The sequence below is a fragment of the Enterobacter chuandaensis genome (assembly GCF_039718975.1).
GTDB lineage: Bacteria > Pseudomonadota > Gammaproteobacteria > Enterobacterales > Enterobacteriaceae > Enterobacter > Enterobacter chuandaensis.
In genome coordinates this window covers 1-17,024 of sequence record NZ_CP097173.1, presented here as the reverse complement: position 1 = coordinate 17,024, position 17,024 = coordinate 1, and the positions used below count along the sequence as shown (strand labels likewise).

At 57.1% G+C, this 17,024-nt stretch carries 16 protein-coding genes and 1 other annotated feature; of the genes, 2 read left to right on the top strand and 14 right to left on the bottom strand.

Annotated elements, in window-relative coordinates:
- Positions 1 to 125: 125 nt before the first annotated feature.
- A complete protein-coding gene (gene ibpB / locus MX657_RS00080; RefSeq protein WP_346806871.1) occupies positions 126 to 554 on the bottom strand; it encodes a small heat shock chaperone IbpB in 429 nt (142 codons plus the stop codon).
- A gap of 136 nt (positions 555 to 690) precedes the next feature.
- Complete coding sequence (ibpA, locus tag MX657_RS00075; RefSeq protein ID WP_008500162.1) at positions 691 to 1,101, bottom strand: small heat shock chaperone IbpA; 411 nt, start codon at positions 1,099 to 1,101, stop codon at positions 691 to 693.
- Positions 1,095 to 1,166: a sequence feature (ROSE (Repression Of Heat Shock gene Expression) occurs in the 5'-region of heat shock genes and acts as an RNA thermometer to modulate expression.), on the bottom strand. (Overlaps the previous gene by 7 nt.)
- A 249-nt stretch (positions 1,167 to 1,415) precedes the next feature.
- Here ibpA and MX657_RS00070 point away from each other — a divergent pair.
- Positions 1,416 to 1,748 (top strand): YceK/YidQ family lipoprotein, encoded by a 333-nt coding sequence (locus MX657_RS00070; protein ID WP_080329761.1) that lies wholly within the window; start codon positions 1,416 to 1,418, stop codon positions 1,746 to 1,748.
- Here MX657_RS00070 and MX657_RS00065 read toward each other — a convergent pair.
- The 8 genes from MX657_RS00065 to MX657_RS00030 all read right to left on the bottom strand — a co-directional run bounded on the left by MX657_RS00065 (position 1,745) and on the right by MX657_RS00030 (position 9,931).
- A complete protein-coding gene (locus tag MX657_RS00065; RefSeq protein WP_346806869.1) occupies positions 1,745 to 2,974 on the bottom strand; it encodes a DUF3748 domain-containing protein in 1,230 nt (409 codons plus the stop codon). The genes MX657_RS00070 and MX657_RS00065 overlap by 4 nt on opposite strands.
- Before the next feature lie 51 nt (positions 2,975 to 3,025).
- Complete coding sequence (locus tag MX657_RS00060) at positions 3,026 to 4,363, bottom strand: MFS transporter (protein ID WP_119916721.1); 1,338 nt, start codon at positions 4,361 to 4,363, stop codon at positions 3,026 to 3,028.
- A gap of 78 nt (positions 4,364 to 4,441) precedes the next feature.
- Entirely contained in the window at positions 4,442 to 5,590 is a 1,149-nt protein-coding gene (gene dgoD / locus MX657_RS00055) for a galactonate dehydratase (protein WP_028014940.1), read from the bottom strand.
- Entirely contained in the window at positions 5,587 to 6,204 is a 618-nt protein-coding gene (locus tag MX657_RS00050) for a 2-dehydro-3-deoxy-6-phosphogalactonate aldolase (RefSeq protein WP_119916720.1), read from the bottom strand. Before MX657_RS00050 ends, dgoD begins: the two co-directional genes overlap by 4 nt.
- Positions 6,188 to 7,066 (bottom strand): 2-dehydro-3-deoxygalactonokinase, encoded by an 879-nt coding sequence (locus tag MX657_RS00045; RefSeq protein ID WP_119916717.1) that lies wholly within the window; start codon positions 7,064 to 7,066, stop codon positions 6,188 to 6,190. The genes MX657_RS00050 and MX657_RS00045 overlap by 17 nt, the downstream gene beginning before the upstream one ends.
- Positions 7,063 to 7,752, bottom strand: coding sequence for a D-galactonate utilization transcriptional regulator DgoR (gene dgoR, locus MX657_RS00040; protein ID WP_346806866.1), 690 nt, complete (start codon positions 7,750 to 7,752; stop codon positions 7,063 to 7,065). The genes MX657_RS00045 and dgoR overlap by 4 nt, the downstream gene beginning before the upstream one ends.
- Positions 7,753 to 7,977: 225 nt before the next feature.
- Positions 7,978 to 8,790, bottom strand: a complete 813-nt coding sequence (yidA, locus tag MX657_RS00035) for a sugar-phosphatase (protein ID WP_119916716.1) — start codon at positions 8,788 to 8,790, stop codon at positions 7,978 to 7,980.
- A 115-nt stretch (positions 8,791 to 8,905) separates the two neighbouring features.
- Positions 8,906 to 9,931, bottom strand: coding sequence for a zinc-dependent alcohol dehydrogenase family protein (locus MX657_RS00030; protein WP_119916715.1), 1,026 nt, complete (start codon positions 9,929 to 9,931; stop codon positions 8,906 to 8,908).
- Between the two features lie 110 nt (positions 9,932 to 10,041).
- Here MX657_RS00030 and MX657_RS00025 point away from each other — a divergent pair, with 110 nt between their 5' ends.
- A complete protein-coding gene (locus MX657_RS00025) occupies positions 10,042 to 10,977 on the top strand; it encodes a LysR family transcriptional regulator (RefSeq protein ID WP_346806863.1) in 936 nt (311 codons plus the stop codon).
- A 34-nt stretch (positions 10,978 to 11,011) separates the two neighbouring features.
- Here the strand turns inward: MX657_RS00025 and gyrB are convergent, their stop codons facing one another.
- Genes gyrB through dnaA form a run of 4 tightly spaced genes read right to left on the bottom strand, consistent with a single transcriptional unit; the run spans position 11,012 to position 17,024 of the window.
- Complete coding sequence (gyrB, locus tag MX657_RS00020; RefSeq protein WP_346806861.1) at positions 11,012 to 13,423, bottom strand: DNA topoisomerase (ATP-hydrolyzing) subunit B; 2,412 nt, start codon at positions 13,421 to 13,423, stop codon at positions 11,012 to 11,014.
- A 28-nt stretch (positions 13,424 to 13,451) separates the two neighbouring features.
- Complete coding sequence (gene recF, locus MX657_RS00015) at positions 13,452 to 14,525, bottom strand: DNA replication/repair protein RecF (RefSeq protein ID WP_045260850.1); 1,074 nt, start codon at positions 14,523 to 14,525, stop codon at positions 13,452 to 13,454.
- A complete protein-coding gene (dnaN, locus tag MX657_RS00010) occupies positions 14,525 to 15,625 on the bottom strand; it encodes a DNA polymerase III subunit beta (protein WP_008500170.1) in 1,101 nt (366 codons plus the stop codon). Before dnaN ends, recF begins: the two co-directional genes overlap by 1 nt.
- 4 nt (positions 15,626 to 15,629) lie before the next feature.
- On the bottom strand, positions 15,630 to 17,024 hold the full coding sequence (dnaA, locus tag MX657_RS00005; RefSeq protein WP_119916710.1) for a chromosomal replication initiator protein DnaA: 1,395 nt from the start codon (positions 17,022 to 17,024) through the stop codon (positions 15,630 to 15,632).

Below are 17,024 nucleotides of genomic sequence, written 5' to 3'. Positions count from 1 at the left end.
CTCTCAGAGCCGGATGCGATTGTATGGGCGATGGCGCACAAAAAAGCCCTGCCGGGGCAGGGCCTTATCTTTTCACCCTCTCCCTGTGGGAGAGGGCCGGAGTGAGGGCACCAGCCCGCACACTATCAGCTATTCAATGCCGGCCGCTCGCTAATGGCGATACGCTGCGGCGCGATGGCTTCCGGCACGTTACGGATCAGGTCAATATGCAGCAGCCCGTTGGTAAACGTCGCGCCGGACACTTCCATATGGTCAGCCAGGGTAAAGCTCAGGCTAAACGGCTGATTCACCAGCCCCTGATGCAGCCATTTGGTTTCGGTTTCCTGTTTTTCCGGCGTCCCCTTCACGGTCAGGCGCGTGCCTTCAAGCTGGATATCCAGCTCGTCCTGGCGGAACCCGGCCAGCGCAAGGGTGATGCGATAGTGGTTATCGTCGCTTTTTTCGATGTTGTACGGCGGAAACGTCTGTTGCTCGGTGGCGCTTTGCAGAGCGTTAGCCAGTTTGTCAAAACCAATCCACTGACGCAGCAGGGGGGATAAATCATAGTTACGCATACTAAATCTCCTTCTGAGAAGCGAGTTCGGCACAGTTTAATTTTGTGCGCAGTTGTTCCTGCAAATCCTGATGGATTCGCATATGCTCCCGTTACGGCAAGCAAGTCCGGGTGGGCCGCTTACGCGACCCGCGTAATTAGTTAATTTCGATACGGCGCGGTTTTTTCTCTTCCGGAATCACGCGTTCCAGTTCGATAAACAGCAGGCCGTTAACCAGGTTCGCGCCTTTAACGTGAATGTTCTCGGCTAACTGGAACTTGCGTTCAAAGTTGCGCTCGGCGATGCCCTGGTAAAGGTAGGTACGTTCTTTCTGCTCGGCCGTATGGGAACCTTTCACCACCAGCAGGTTGTCCTGCGCGGTGATCTCCAGTTCGTTTTCTGCAAAACCGGCGACGGCAATCGCGATGCGATAGTGGTTTTCGTCAACCAGCTCAACATTGTATGGAGGGTAGCCGTTGCTCTGGCTTTGGTTATTTTCTAAATGGTTAAACAGGCGGTCAAAACCAATTGCAGAACGGTATAGCGGAGAAAGATCGAAGTTACGCATAAATAAAACTCCTGAAATCAGCGAGAAATTTTAGCCTTCCACCATGGACAGGCCTTTGCGCCCCGAACACCCGTCAGGCGTGTTCGTTATCGGGTCACATTCTTAAAATGGGTCTGTAATCAGGCTTTTCAAGACTATTTATGCGAGATTTTTTTGCACTTTGCTGGTTGTCGCATAGACTCTGGGGCAACAGCACAAAGAGTTAAATTGCGATGGCTGCCACAGTGCGGGGTTATCGGGCTATTCATTTTGGATAAGGCTCGCTATAACCCTGAGTTGCAGGTCTATGCAGTGCCATTAACGATGACTGAGTGATGATGAAAAATGTTCTGATAAAGCTGACGACGTTCAGCGGGGTAGTTTTACTTTGCGGGTGTTCGAGCGTGATGTCTCACACCGGCGGTAAAGAAGGAACATATCCGGGGACGCGCGCCAGCGCGGCGATGATCTCCGATGACGATACGAACTGGGGCACCAAATCCCTGGTTATCCTGGATATGCCGTTTACGGCGGTGGCCGATACGCTGCTGCTGCCGTGGGACATGTTCCGCACGGACAGCTCCGTGCGCTCACGCGTTGAGAAAAGCGAGCAGGAAAATCTGGCGACCAACGCCGTCATCCCGCCCGCAGAGATGCCGCCGCGCTAGTTCTGCGCGGTTTCCGTTACCCAAAGCTGACGGAAACCGCCCGTCTCTTCCATCCAGGCAATAACGCGCCCGTCCGGGGAAAATACGACCGCATCAGCAGACGGCGGGTTGCCGTGATCGGACGTCAAAAACGTCACCTCCCCGGTCTGCACGTCGCAGCAGGCGATCCGATTTTCGAGCACGAATCCCAGTCGATCGCCCGAAGGATGCCAGTTGAATGCCGACTGAATACCGCTTTCGGTGTGCGTTAACTGGCGCGGCTCGCCACCTTCAGGTGAGATCAGCCACAGCTGCACAACGCCGTTATCATCACGCATCAGAAACGCGATTTGCGTCCCCTGCGGATTACTGCGCACCCAGTGGCGCGGCACGTTCATCAGCCCCGGGTATGCCTTGTGATGGGTAAAGGTCAGACGACGCTGCTTCACCCCTGCAGGCGGCGCTGGCATGGCTTCAGCGGTGCCCTGCAGCGGCGTATCGCCCGCGCGTTTCCAGCTCTGTTCATCTTCTGGCAGGTTAACAATGAACAGTTCCGGCACTTTTTCGCCCTGCGCGGAGAGGGTATCTCCGATAAACGCCAGCCTGTCGTTGCCCACCCAGCCCTCTTCGTAGGCGCGGTTGATTTCATCGCTGCCCGGCTGCGGGTTGGGCGTCGTGCGGCTGACCAGCACGCTCCAGAAAGTACCTGAATATTCACGAGGATGATTCCCCTGCGGTTTCACCGGGCCAAACGGTGCCGCCACGCCAACGTTGCGTAAATCGAGCTTCGAATCGCGCTCGTGCAGAACATGGTCGTTATAGGTGAAGCTGACGAGCTGCCCGTTCGGGCTGAAGACGTGCACGTGGCTTCCGCCGCGCAGCGCGCCTGCGGTGTAAGGAGCAGTGATATCCATCGCGTCCAGATTGCTCACCTGGCCGTTTTGCGCAATCACCCCCTGGCGATGATGAAAATCGTAGTGCCAGCCTGCGTCCGGGTTTTTCGGGCCGTGGATAAAGACATATTTCTCTTGTGCAGGATGAACGGTCACCACGCCGACGTGCGCGCCATCAGTGGCGCGATAAATCTCCTCTACCTCACCCGTACCGACATTGACCCGCTCGATGGTTTCACCGGTGAACGACGCCCCGGACGGGCGCACGTCGTAGACCAGCCACTGGCTGTCCGGCGTCCAGGTATTGATGTTGGTCAGCTGGTGGTTGCGGGAGGTGAAGGTGATTTGTTTCATGAGGATACCCTGATGCACGGTGAGTGCATCAGGGTAAAACATCCGTAGGGATTAGCCTACTCGTTTCACATCGCCCACCAGCAGAATGTAGGAGAGTGCCCCGATCAGGGCCACGGCAGAGATGTAGACCAGCGCCGGGCCGAAGCCGTAGTCCTGCGCCAGGTAGCCGATGACCAGCGGTACGGTTATCCCGCCCAGTCCGCCGACAAAGTTGAACACGCCGCCGGTCAGGCCAATCAGCCGCATCGGCGCAAGGGACGACACCAGCGACCAGGTAATAGAGGCGAAACCGTTACCAAAGAACGCCACCGCCATCAGGGTCATAATCCACACCGGATCGTTAGTGTAGTTGGCGCCCATGATGCAGGTTGAGATCAGCAGCCCGCAGATAATCGGCGTTTTACGCGCCACGCCCAGCGAGCACCCTCTTTTCACCAGCTTATCGGCCAGCCAGCCGGAGAGCAGCACGCCGAAAAACGCCGCAAGAAACGGCACGGTGGTCATAAAGCCCGCCTTCAGCGCCGTGATCCCCTTTTCCTGAGTCAGGTAGTTCGGGAACCAGGTGAGGAAGAACCACAGCGTAGAAGTCACCGCGAACTGGCCCAGATAAACGCCCACCAGCTTACGGTGGAAGACCAGCTTCCAGTCCGCTTTGGTCAGCGGCTGGCGCGCCTCTTTTTTCACCGGCGCATCACCGTCCACCAGACCGCCACCGTCGCGGATGTAGTCCAGTTCAGCTTTGGTGATGCTTTTGGTCAGACGCGGCGGCTGATAAACCTTAAACCAGATCAGCGACCAGAGAATACCAATCCCGCCGGTCACGATGAACACCCAGTGCCAGCTCAGCAGCTCCTGGATCCAGATCAGCAGCGGCGTCAGGAACGCCAGACCGACAAACTGCCCGGAGGTGTAAAAGCCAACGGCGGACGCGCGTTCGTGTTCAGGGAACCAGCTGGTCACCATGCGGTTGTTGGTTGGAAACGCGGGCGCTTCGAAAACCCCGGTGATAGCGCGCAGGCCAATCAGCGACATCAGCCCGGTCGCGAACCCCTGGAACAGGGTCGCCACGGACCAGCCTAAAATGGCGATAAAATAGGTCAAACGTGAACCCACGCGGTCAAGGAACCAGCCGCCGGGGATCTGGCAGAGCGTATAAAGCCAGGCAAACGCCGAAAAGACGTAGCCCATTTCCGCTTTGGTAATGCCAAACTCTTCCTGAATATGGGCCGATGCCACGGCGAGGTTGGCGCGGTCAACATAGCAAATGACCACGGTAATAAAGATCATAATCAGCGTCAGGTAGCGGCGACGCCCGGTTTTTGCAGCAGTAACTGGAATATCCATCGCAATCTGTCTCCAGATTTTGGGCATAGCGAAGCCGCTCACCATGCCCTGTAATTTACAGAGGGTTATATTTTTGTATGTATGATTTTTGCCCGGAAGCTTACCGGGTCTACGGGATGGCGATTACCATTCCGCTACGCTGCCGTCCTCATGACGCCACAGTGGGTTACGCCAGTCCGGCGCATTTTTACTCAGCTCAATGACTTTGGCTTCGTCAATTTCCACGCCAAGGCCCGGCTTCGTTAACGGTTTAAAGAAACCGCCTTCCATGCAGAAGTCTTCTTTGTTTTTCACAAAATCAAGCAGTTCCGCGCCCTTGTTATAGTGAATTCCCATGCTCTGTTCCTGGAACACCGCGTTGCGGGAGACGAAATCGACGTGCAGACAGGCCGCCAGCGCAATCGGCCCGAGCGGGCAGTGCGGTGCCAGCGCCACATCGTAAGCTTCTGCCATCCCGGCAATTTTGTAGCACTCGGTGATGCCGCCCGCGTGAGAGAGGTCAGGCTGCAGGATCGCAATCCCGCCCGCTTCAAGCACGCGTTTAAACTCGAAGCGCGAGAACATACGTTCACCCGCCGCGATGGGAATGTGGGTCTGTTCAGCCAGTTTTGGATAGTATTCCGCCTGCTCGGCCAACACCGGCTCTTCGATAAACAGCGGGCGATACGGCTCCAGCTCTTTAATCAGCACTTTGGCCATCGGCGCGCTGACGCGGCCGTGGAAATCCAGGCCAAACTCAATTTCGTTGCCAAAGGCTTCACGGATTTGCGCCACGGTGTTGACCGCCCGGTCTACCGCACGCGAGTTGTCGATAACGCCCATCTCTTCGCAGCCGTTGAGCTTGAAGGTGTCAAAGCCGATGTTGCGCAGCTGCGTGATGCCGTCGATCACTTCCGCAGGACGGTCGCCGCCCACCCAGCTGTAGGCTTTGATTTTGTCGCGCACCAGGCCGCCCATGAGCTGCCAGACCGGCGCGTTCAGCACTTTACCTTTGATATCCCACAGCGCCTGGTCGATACCGGCGATGGCGCTCATCAGGATCGGACCACCGCGGTAGAAGCCCGCGCGGTACATCACCTGCCACAGGTCATTAATGCGCGCCGGATCCTGACCGATCAGGTATTCACCCAGCTCGTGCACCGCCGCTTCAACGGTGCGCGCGCGCCCTTCAATTACGGGTTCGCCCCAGCCTACTACTCCTTCATCGGTTTCGATTTTCAGGAACATCCAGCGCGGGGGTAAACGGTACGTGGTGAGTTTGGTTATTTTCATTTAACTGCCTCTCGATACGCTTTCACAAATGCTGCCGCCTGCTGTGCGGTACGTTCCACGGACTGTCCGGCGCGATAAAGATCGCTGCCCAGTCCGGCGCCCACACAGCCAGCGCTCATCCACTGACCCAGGTTTTCTGGCGTTACGCCGCCCACGGCAAAGACCGGCACGCTGGCGGGCAATACCGCTTTCAACGCCTTGATGTAGTCCGGTCCAAAAGCCGACGACGGGAAAATTTTGAGCGACTGCGCGCCCGCATCGAGGGCAGCAAAGGCTTCAGTGGCGGTGGCGCAGCCCGGGCAGACGGTCATGCCGTAACCCACCGCTCGGCGGATTACCTCAGGCTGAATATTGGGCGTGACGATAAGCCTGCAGCCCATCTTTGCCAGCCGATCGACCTGCTCAGGCTGTAACACGGTACCTGCGCCAATCAGCGCCTTATTGCCGAAGGCCTCCACCACGGCCGGAATGCTTTTTTCCCAATCGGGCGAGTTGAGCGGGATTTCCACCGCGTCGAATCCGGCGTCGATAACCGCGCCGACGTGGGCTAACGCCTCATCGGGCGTGATGCCGCGCAAAATTGCGATAAGGGGAAGATCAGTTTGCCACTGCATGAGCGATGCTCCTTATTCCTGCCTGAAATGCCGTGTCGCCGGATACCGTTGCAACATCACGCCCAACGGCGCGAAACGCCTGCTCGTAGCGCGACGTCAGCGATGCGCCTGCGACAATCGTGATGGCCTGCTCGTGCGCGATGAACTCACGCATGCTGGCGACCTCTGCGCCAATCAGCAGGCCGGAGAGAAACTCGCTGACCTGCTCGCGCGGGAGATTTCCCAACACGTGCGAGGCGCGAACCTCAAAAAGCTGCGGCAAAACGGCAGGGGAGGCAATCCCACGTTCAAGCCCGGCGGCAAACGCCTCTGGCGAGGGTTCCTGCTCAGGTAAACCGGCTCCCACCAGCGAATGGTTGAGCAGCAAATGGTGCAGTTCGCCGGTCATCACGGTGCGAAAATCGTGGATTTGCTCAGCGTCAGCCTGGACCCACTTGCAGTGCGTGCCGGGCATGACGTAGACAGAAGAAGGAGAAAGCGCGCGCGCGCCAAGCAGCTGCGTCTCTTCGCCGCGCATCACGTTGTGGTTATCGTCGCGGGAGACGCTCAAACCGGGAATAATCCAGATATTGTCGCCAACTGACGTTAACTGCTCACCAATGGCGGAGAAACGAGCGGGAACCGGCAGATAAGGCGCGATTTTCCAGCCTACGTTGCTGCCCACCATTCCCGCCATAACCACTGGCGTGGCGCTGTCGCGCCAGTTTTGTGTGACCTCTGCTAACACCGCCTCGGGGGATTTACCGTTCAGGCGCGTGACGCCTGCTTCTGATTGCCTGCTCTCCAGGCACTGCTCGCCCTGGTACAGCCAGGCGCGCAGGTTGGTCGATCCCCAGTCAATGGCGATGTAGCGAGATGTCATGTGATTTCCTTTAGCCTTCGTGTCGAGCTGGCAATCATGGTTAGTGCCGCCTGCTCTGCCGCATCGCCGTCCTGATGCCGTATCGCATCGAACAGCACTTTATGTTCCTGGAGCGTCTTCGGCATGTTGGCCTCATCGCCCATCCAGGTACGTTCAAATACCGCTCGCTGTAGCGAGCTGATCGCTACGCTAAGCTGCTGTAATACCGGGTTATGCACCGACTGCAGCACCGCTTCGTGGTAGCGAATGTCCGCCTCGTTAAACGCCTCCCGGTTCTGGTTATTGGCGATCATGTCGTTTAAAGCCGACTCAATCTGGGCCAAATCGCCGGAGGTTGCGCGTTCCGCCGCCCAGCGCGCAATTGCCGGTTCCACCAGGTTTCGAACTTCACTCATCGCGCCGATAAGCCGCGGGTCGTAGTCGTTTTCCAGCACCCACTGCAGCACGTCGGTATCGAGGTAGTTCCACTGGTTGCGCGGAGCGACAAACGCGCCGCGATAGCGTTTCATTTCAATCAGCCGCTTCGCCATCAGCGAGCGGAACACTTCCCGGATGATGTTGCGCGAGGTTTCAAACTCCTCACACAGTTCGGCCTCTGCCGGCAGCGGCGAACCGGGAACGTATTTTCCCCCCACAATCTGGGTGCCCAGCGTGATGACGATGCGATCGGTTTTATTGAGAGTCATGGAGAGTCCTTGTGCTCTGTATGTCCATCACTACTTTACCGCGACCGCTGAATTTCACCTCACTTTTGCAGTACAAACGTGAGGTGGTTCGTCTTTGCCCTGGCGACAATGTAGTACAATCAATTCATGTTGTACTACAATACAGATCACAAAAAGAACAATTCAATAAATTCAGCGCAAAAAAAAGCCCCGGTCGATAACCGAGGCTGATGATTTAAGCGCTTGTTACGACAGAACGAATTTCTCGATCGCCCAGGCAACGCCGTCTTCCAGGTTGGATTTGGTGACGAAGTTGGCCACCTCTTTCACCGACGGGATCGCGTTATCCATTGCCACGCCCACGCCTGCAAATTCAATCATCGCGATGTCGTTTTCCTGGTCACCCAGCGCCATGATCTCTTCCGGCTTAATCCCCAGCGCATCAGCGAGCGATTTCACGCCGGTGCCCTTATTGACGCGTTTATCGAGAATTTCGAGGAAGTACGGCGCACTTTTCAGCACGGTATACTTCTCTTTTACCTCTGCCGGAATGCGCGCGATGGCTTTATCCAGGATCTCCGGCTCGTCAATCATCATCACCTTCAGGAACTGCGTCGTAGGATCCATTTTCTCGGCTTCACAGAACACCAGCGGAATGGTCGCAACGTAGGATTCATGCACCGTGTAGTAGCTGATATCGCGGTTGGCGGTGTAGAGCGTATTGCGATCGAGCGCGTGGAAGTGGGAGCCCACTTCACGGGACAGTTTTTCGAGGAACAGGTAGTCATCATAGCTCAACGCAGTTTGCGCAACCGTACTGCCATCTGCGGCTTTCTGCACCAGCGCGCCGTTATAGGTGATGCAGTAGTCGCCCGGCTGATTCATGTGCAGTTCTTTCAGGTAGCTGTGCACGCCCGCATACGGACGCCCCGTGGTCAGAACCACATTCACGCCCTTCGCACGTGCGGCGGCGATCGCGTTTTTAACGGCAGGAGAGATAGTGTGGTCTGGCAGCAGCAGCGTACCGTCCATATCGATTGCAATAAGTTTGATAGCCATGAGTTCCCCGGGATAAATGAGTGCTGCCTCATGCTAACGCGATTAAGCCCACAAAAATAGAGCTATATTGCGCAACAGAATCCCCCCTTTTACGCTTATCCCGGGGAACAAAGGCTTACTCGCGGGTGAGAACGATTTTACCGAACGCGCCGCGATCGAGGTGTTCAAACGCCTGTTTAAGCTCGTCAAAGCGGTAGCGGCGTTCAATCACGGGTTTCAGCCCCGTCACATCCACGGCGCGGACGAAATCTTCCAGCGCCCGGCGGTGCCCCACGCCAATCCCCTGAATGACGGGGGATTTCAGCAGCAGCTCGCCAGCAGGTAACGAAATGTCCGTCCCGGCCAGCACGCCAATCACCGAGATACGTCCGTGAACGGCAACGGCGCGCAGGGAGTGCTTCAGGTTTTCGCCCCCCACGGTTTCAATAATATGGTCGATGCCGCGATCCTGCGTGAGCGCCAGCGTATCTTCTGCCCAGTCGCCTTTCAGCCGGTTGATGCCTTGGCTGGCCCCCAGCGTTTTGGCGAGCGCCAGTTTCTCATCGCTCCCCGAGGTGACAAATACCTCTGCCCCGTGCGCTTTTGCAATTTGCAGGGCGAATATCGCCACGCCGCCCGTCCCTTGTACAAGCACCGATTGCCCGGCGCGCAGCTGGCCGCGCTCCACCAGCGCAAACCAGGCGGTAAGCCCTGCGCAGGGAAGCGTGCTGGCTTCAGCGTCATCCAGAGTCTCCGGGGAGGCCACCAGCGCGTCTTCCTTCACAATCACATACTCAGCCAGCATTCCCTGGAAGTAGCCGCCGGACGTTTTATAGGGCAGATTACGCGCGTCCGCCTGCGGCTTACCGTCGATCCACTCAGGGAAGAAGGTTGAGATGACGCGTGCGCCGGGTTTGAAGCGCGTAACGCCTTCACCAATACTGTCCACCACGCCCGCCATGTCAGACGCCGGGGTAAAAGGGAAGGAAAGCGGGATCGGCATTGTGCCTTCAACAACCATTTTATCGCGATAGTTAAGCGCTACGGCATTCACCCGCACGCGGATCTCACCCGGGCCGGGCTGTGGAACAGGTTCCTGAATGAGCTTGAGGTTCTCGCGCCCGAGGGCATCCATGGACCAGCGTTGCATTGTCTCTGTCATTTTATTTCTCCTGCCATCAGATGAGCTTTAGTCCTGACAGTCTACCGTTGACTGATTATCACCAGTGGCGATAAGTTTTCTCTTTATTGACGCCAGAATAGATACAATCCATGACCGATACGCTGAAGGATATTCCTGTTTTTGTGGCCACCGTTGAGGCAGGAAGTTTTGCCCAGGCCGCTATCAGGCTGCATTTGTCGCGCTCAGCGGTGGGAAAAAGCATCGCTCGCCTCGAACAGCGATTGGGAGTGCGCCTTTTTCAACGCACCACCCGCAGCCAGAGGCTGACCGATAATGGCGCGCTTTTTTATGAACGCTGCCTTCGCGCGCTGGAGGAGATTCGGGGCGCGGAATCGCTGCTTGAAACCGGAAAACAGCAGGTCAGCGGCCGCCTGCGCGTTGCCATGCCGGTGCTGTTTGGCCGCCAGTGCGTCGCCCCGCTGCTGATCGCGCTGGCGCAGGAACACCCGGGGCTTGAGCTTGAAATGTCATTCAGCGACCGCGTGGTGGATCTGGTCGAGGAAGGCTTCGATATGGCGGTGCGCAACGGCACGCTGCAGGACAGCAGCGTGCTGGTGGCCAGAAAGCTGGGAGAGCACCGCATGGTGCTGTGCGCCGCGCCGGAGTATCTGCTGAAGAAGGGCCAGCCGCAAAGGGTGGATGATTTACCCGAGCATACGGCCATTAACTATCTGCGCGCAGGCAGAGTGTTGTCCTGGCAACTGATGGATGACGAAGGGACGTCGCACACCTTTACTCCCCGTTCCTCACTCAATATGGATGACTTACAGGCTATTTGCGACGCTGCGCTGGCCGGACACGGCATTGCATGGCTGCCGTGCTGGATGGTCGTTAAAGATATTCACCAGGGTAAACTCGTCCCGCTCTTAAAGCAGGCACCGGATGTGCATTTCAACGTTCATGCCGTCTGGCAGCAGACGCCGCACCTGCCGCTGAGGGTAAGAATAGCGATAGATACGCTGGCGAGCCGTTTACCGTCCGTGATGTCGCTGGATATGCCTGCGCCCACAAAAAAGCCGCGCTAAAAGCGCGGCCAGTTATCATGCAGTATAACGACGATTAAATATCGATATTTGCCGCTTTCAGCGCGTTCTCTTCGATGAAGGCACGACGTGGTTCTACCGCATCGCCCATCAGGGTCGTGAACAGCTGGTCGGCAGCAATCGCGTCTTTCACGGTGACGCGCAGCATGCGGCGGCTTTCCGGATCCATGGTGGTTTCCCACAGCTGATCCGGGTTCATTTCGCCCAGACCTTTATAACGCTGGATAGAGAGGCCGCGACGGGACTCTTTCACCAGCCAGTCCAGCGCCTGCTCGAAGCTGGCTACCGGCTGACGACGTTCGCCACGTTCGATGAACGCATCATCTTCGATCAGGCCGCGCAGCTTCTCGCCGAGCGTGCAGATACGGCGGTATTCCGGGCCGGTTACAAATTCGTGCTCCAGCGGGTAGTCGGTGTCGACGCCGTGAGTACGCACGCGAACAATCGGCTCAAACTGCTGTGCCGCATTCTGCTGAACGTCGAACTTCCACTGGCTGCCGTGCTGCTCTTTCTCGTTCAGCTCGCTCACCAGGGTGTTCACCCAGCGGGTCACGGTCTGCTCGTTGCTCAGATCGGCTTCGGTCAGGGTTGGCTGATAGACCAGTTCCTTCAGCAGCGCTTTTGGATAGCGACGCTCCATACGGCCAATCATTTTCTGCGTGGCGTTAAACTCGGAGACCAGACGCTCCAGGGGTTCACCGGCCAGTGCAGGGGCGTGCGAGTTCGCGTGCAGGGTCGCACCATCAAGGGCGATCGCGATTTGGTACTGATCCATCGCGTCGTCGTCTTTAATATACTGTTCTTGCTTGCCTTTCTTCACTTTGTACAGCGGCGGCTGTGCAATGTAGACGTGGCCACGCTCAACGATTTCAGGCATCTGACGATAGAAGAAGGTCAACAGCAGCGTACGAATGTGCGAGCCGTCGACGTCCGCATCGGTCATGATGATGATGCTGTGATAGCGCAGCTTGTCCGGGTTGTACTCATCGCGACCAATGCCGCAGCCCAGCGCGGTGATGAGCGTCGCCACTTCCTGAGAAGAGAGCATCTTGTCGAAGCGCGCTTTCTCAACGTTGAGGATTTTACCCTTCAACGGCAGAATCGCCTGGTTCTTACGGTTACGGCCCTGCTTCGCAGAACCGCCCGCGGAGTCCCCTTCCACGAGGTACAGTTCGGACAGCGCCGGGTCGCGTTCCTGACAGTCAGCCAGCTTGCCCGGCAGGCCAGCCAGGTCCAGCGCGCCTTTACGGCGGGTCATTTCGCGGGCTTTACGCGCCGCTTCACGGGCACGCGCCGCATCAATAATTTTGCCCACAACGATTTTCGCGTCGTTCGGGTTTTCCAGCAGGTATTCGCTCAGCAGTTCGTTCATCTGCTGTTCAACCGCGGATTTCACCTCGGAAGAGACCAGCTTGTCTTTAGTCTGTGAGGAGAACTTCGGATCCGGCACCTTCACGGAGACCACGGCAATCAGGCCTTCACGGGCGTCGTCACCGGTGGCGCTGACTTTCGCTTTTTTGCTGTAGCCTTCTTTATCCATGTAGGCGTTCAGGGTACGGGTCATCGCCGCGCGGAAGCCCGCAAGGTGCGTACCGCCGTCGCGCTGTGGAATGTTGTTGGTGAAGCAGTAGATGTTTTCCTGGAAACCGTCGTTCCACTGCAGCGCCACTTCTACGCCGATACCGTCTTTTTCGGTGGAGAAGTAGAAGATATTCGGGTGAATTGGCGTTTTGTTCTTGTTCAGATACTCAACGAACGCCTTGATACCGCCTTCGTAGTGGAAGTGGTCTTCTTTGTTGTCGCGTTTGTCGCGCAGGCGAATAGAGACGCCGGAATTCAGGAACGACAGTTCACGCAGGCGCTTCGCCAGGATGTCGTACTCGAATTCGGTGACGTTGGTGAAGGTTTCAAGGCTCGGCCAGAAACGCACCATGGTACCGGTTTTCTCGGTATCGCCGGTAACGGCCAGCGGGGCTTCAGGCACGCCGTGCTGGTAGATCTGACGGTGAATTTTGCCTTCGCGCTGGATAACCAGCTCCAGCTTCTGCGACAGGGCGTTTACTACGGAAACGCCTACGCCGTGCAGGCCGCCGGAAACTTTATAGGAGTTATCATCGAACTTACCGCCTGCGTGCAGCACGGTCATGATCACTTCCGCAGCAGAGACGCCCTCTTCCGGGTGAATACCGGTCGGGATGCCACGGCCATCATCGGTGACGGAGACGGAGTTGTCCGCATGGATGGTGACCACGATGTCTTTACAGTGACCCGCGAGCGCTTCGTCGATAGCGTTATCTACCACCTCGAATACCATGTGGTGCAGACCGGTGCCGTCATCCGTGTCGCCGATATACATACCCGGGCGCTTACGCACCGCATCCAGCCCTTTCAGGACTTTGATACTGGAGGAGTCATAAGAATTCGACATCAACGTTTCTCGCTCATTTCAACTTGGGTTAATCCGTTATTTTACCCTTTTCCACGGTAAACATCTTCGAATTTTCGTCCGACATGTCCATAACGTGTTCAGCGCTAATGGCGCTGACGAAAACCTGCGACTGCGTGGCTTTTAAGCGGCTGGCAAGCAGCCCGCGCCGCGCGTCGTCAAGTTCCGAGGCAAAATCATCTATCAGGTACAGGCAGCGCCGTCCGCTCTCGCGGGTGAGGAACTCCCCCTGCGCCAGGCGCAGCGCGCACATCAGGAGCTTGAGCTGCCCGCGCGACAGCGTGTCTTCCACCGGCGCACCGTCGGCACGAATGCGGAAATCCGCCTTGTGCGGGCCGTGCGCGGTGTAGGTCAACATGCGGTCGCGCTCGAAGCTTCTCTCTAACACCTCGGCATAATCCGTCTCTTTCTCCCAGCCGCGCTGGAAGGAAAAGGTGAGAGAGAACTCGGGTAAAAACTGTTTGCAGGTGTCGGCCATATCTTCGGCAATACCCGCGCTGTATTCGGCACGCCAACGGCTGATTTGTTCCGCGAGAGGAATTAACTCCATATCCCACGGACGCAGCTGGGCGTAACGGGTCACCTGGCGCAGTGCAGCGTTACGCTGCTTGAGCAGACGCTTCAGGTTGCTCCAGGCGTTAAAGAAACCGGCTTCATTGTGAAAGCATCCCCAGTCGAGGAACGCTCTTCTGTATTTGGGGCCGCCGTTGAGTAAAGTAAACCCCTCGGGCGTAATCAGCTGCATCGGCATCAGCAGCGCCAGCTCCGCCACCTTGTGGCCGTCGGTGCCGTCGATGCGCACCTTGCTGTCGCCCTGCTTGTCTTTGGTCAGGCCGATGGCGGTTTCTCGCTCCGCCCCCTGCAAACGCCCGTGCAGAACAAAGGATTCCTGCTCGTGGCGAATGACGCGACCAATCTGCAAACTGCGAAACGCCCGGCCGTGGCCGAGCGTATAGATGGCTTCCAGCACGCTGGTTTTGCCGCTGCCGTTCGCGCCAACCAGAAAGTTAAAGCCGGGGGATAAAGCGAGATCCGCGCTTTCGATATTGCGAAAGTCGCGGATCAACAGACGGGTGAGCGACATTACAGTCTCATTGGCATGACAACATAAGCAGCCGACTGTGATGCGGCATCTTCAATCTGTACGCTCGAAACGGAGTCAGTCAGCAGAATGCGTACGTTCTCGCATTTCAGTGCATTGAGCACATCCAGCACGTAGCTGACGTTAAAGCCGATTTCCATCTCAGCCCCGGCGTAGGTGACGTCCAGAATCTCTTCTGCCTCTTCCTGCTCCGGGTTGTTAGCGGTGATTTTGATCTGGTTTTCACTCACGTACAGGCGCACGCCGCGGAATTTCTCGTTGGAGAGAATAGCCGCACGTGCAAAGGCCTGCTTGAGGCTATCGCAGCCCGCTTCCAGCGTTTTGTCCGGGTTCTTCGGCAACACGCGGCGATAATCCGGGAAACGACCGTCAACCAGCTTCGAGGTGAAGACAAAATCGCCCACGTGCGCGCGGATGTTGTTGCTGCCGATCTGCACGCGCAGCGGCGTGTCGCCACCGTCGAGCATACGCATCAGTTCAATCACCCCTTTACGCGGCACGATCACCGAATGGTTTGGCAGCGAATCGCCAATCGGCATGGAACAGACCGCCAGACGGTGGCCGTCAGTCGCGACGGTACGCAGCTCTTCACCTTCGGTTTCGAACAGCATGCCGTTTAAGTAGTAACGCACGTCCTGATGCGCCATGGAGAACTGCGTGGCTTCAATCAGGCGCTTCATCGTCGCCTGTGGCAGGGTGAATTCAACTTCGCTCTGCCAGTCGTCCAGGTTCGGGAAGTCCGCAGCTGGCAGCGTGGAGAGCGAGAAACGGCTGCGGCCAGAGCGCACCAGCATACGGTCGCCTTCCAGCTGCACGGCGATTTCAGCGCCTTCCGGCAGCCCGCGGCAGATATCAAAGAATTTACGTGCAGGAACCGTGGTCGCGCCCGCGTCGTGCGGCTGAGTCAGCGTAACGCGCGCGATCATTTCCATTTCCAGGTCTGTGCCGGTCAGCGACAGCGTACCGTCCGCGACCTGAAGCAGCAGGTTTCCGAGAATAGGCAGCGTTGGGCGGCCGCCTAATGGGCCACTCACCTGTTGCAGCGGTTTTAATAAATGTTCACGTTCAACGGTAAATTTCATAGCGTCACGATGATAATGTTCTGATTAGATTGGAAAAATCTTCTTTTATGTCGTGGCTTTCTTCGCGTAACTGCTCAATCTTACGACAAGCGTGCAGCACGGTCGTATGGTCACGGCCACCAAACGCATCGCCGATTTCCGGCAGACTGTGGTTGGTTAACTCCTTTGCCAGCGCCATCGCCATCTGACGCGGACGCGCCACCGAGCGGGAACGACGTTTAGACAGTAAATCTGCCACTTTGATCTTGTAGTACTCAGCCACCGTCTTTTGAATATTGTCGATGGTGACCAGTTTTTCCTGCAATGCCAACAAATCACGCAGTGCTTCACGCACAAAATCGATGGTGATCGCACGACCGGTGAAGTTGGCATTGGCGATAACGCGGTTCAGCGCCCCTTCCAGCTCACGCACGTTGGAGCGCAGACGCTTGGCAATGAAGAAAGCCACTTCACCCGGCAGGCGGATGTCGTTCTCATCGGCTTTCTTCATCAGGATCGCGACGCGGGTTTCCAGCTCCGGTGGCTCGATCGCCACGGTCAGGCCCCAGCCGAAGCGGGATTTCAGACGATCTTCAACACCGTTGATCTCTTTTGGATAACGATCCGAGGTCAAAATGATCTGCTGATTGCCTTCCAGCAGGGCGTTGAAGGTGTGGAAAAATTCTTCCTGCGATCGTTCTTTATTAGCAAAGAACTGGATGTCATCGATCAGCAGCGCGTCAACGGAACGGTAGTAGCGTTTAAACTCTTCGATCGCATTGTTTTGCAGGGCTTTTACCATGTCCTGAACGAAGCGCTCGGAGTGCATATACACCACTTTCGCGTTGGGCTTGCGCGCCATAATGCCGTTACCCACCGCATGCAACAGGTGCGTTTTACCCAGACCCGTGCCGCCATACAGGAACAGCGGGTTGTAGGCCCCGCCGGGGTTATCGGCAACCTGACGGGCCGCCGCGCGCGCCAGCTGGTTCGACTTACCTTCAACAAAGTTATCGAACGTGTGCTTCACGTTAACGTTAGAACGATAGGTGGGCTCAGCGGGCGCAGGGACGTTATCCCAGCCCTGACGAGCAGGTGCGACGCGAGGCGCCGGAGCCGGAACAGCCTGAGCGGGCGCGGTGACGTTCACGGTTTCACGAACGGTTTGGGTGACCGGCTTTGTGCCCACTTCAAAACGCAGCTGTGGAACATCTGACCCGCAGAAATCGTTCAGCAGGCCATTGATGTTATTGAGGTACTTGTCTCTTACCCAATCGAGCACAAAACGGTTTGGCGCATACAAAGCCAGCGTGTTATCGCTCAGCTCCGCCTGCAACGGGCGGATCCACATACTGAATTCTGTGGCTGGTAACTCATCCTGCAATCGGGCAAGACACTGCTGCCAAAGCGAAAGTGACAC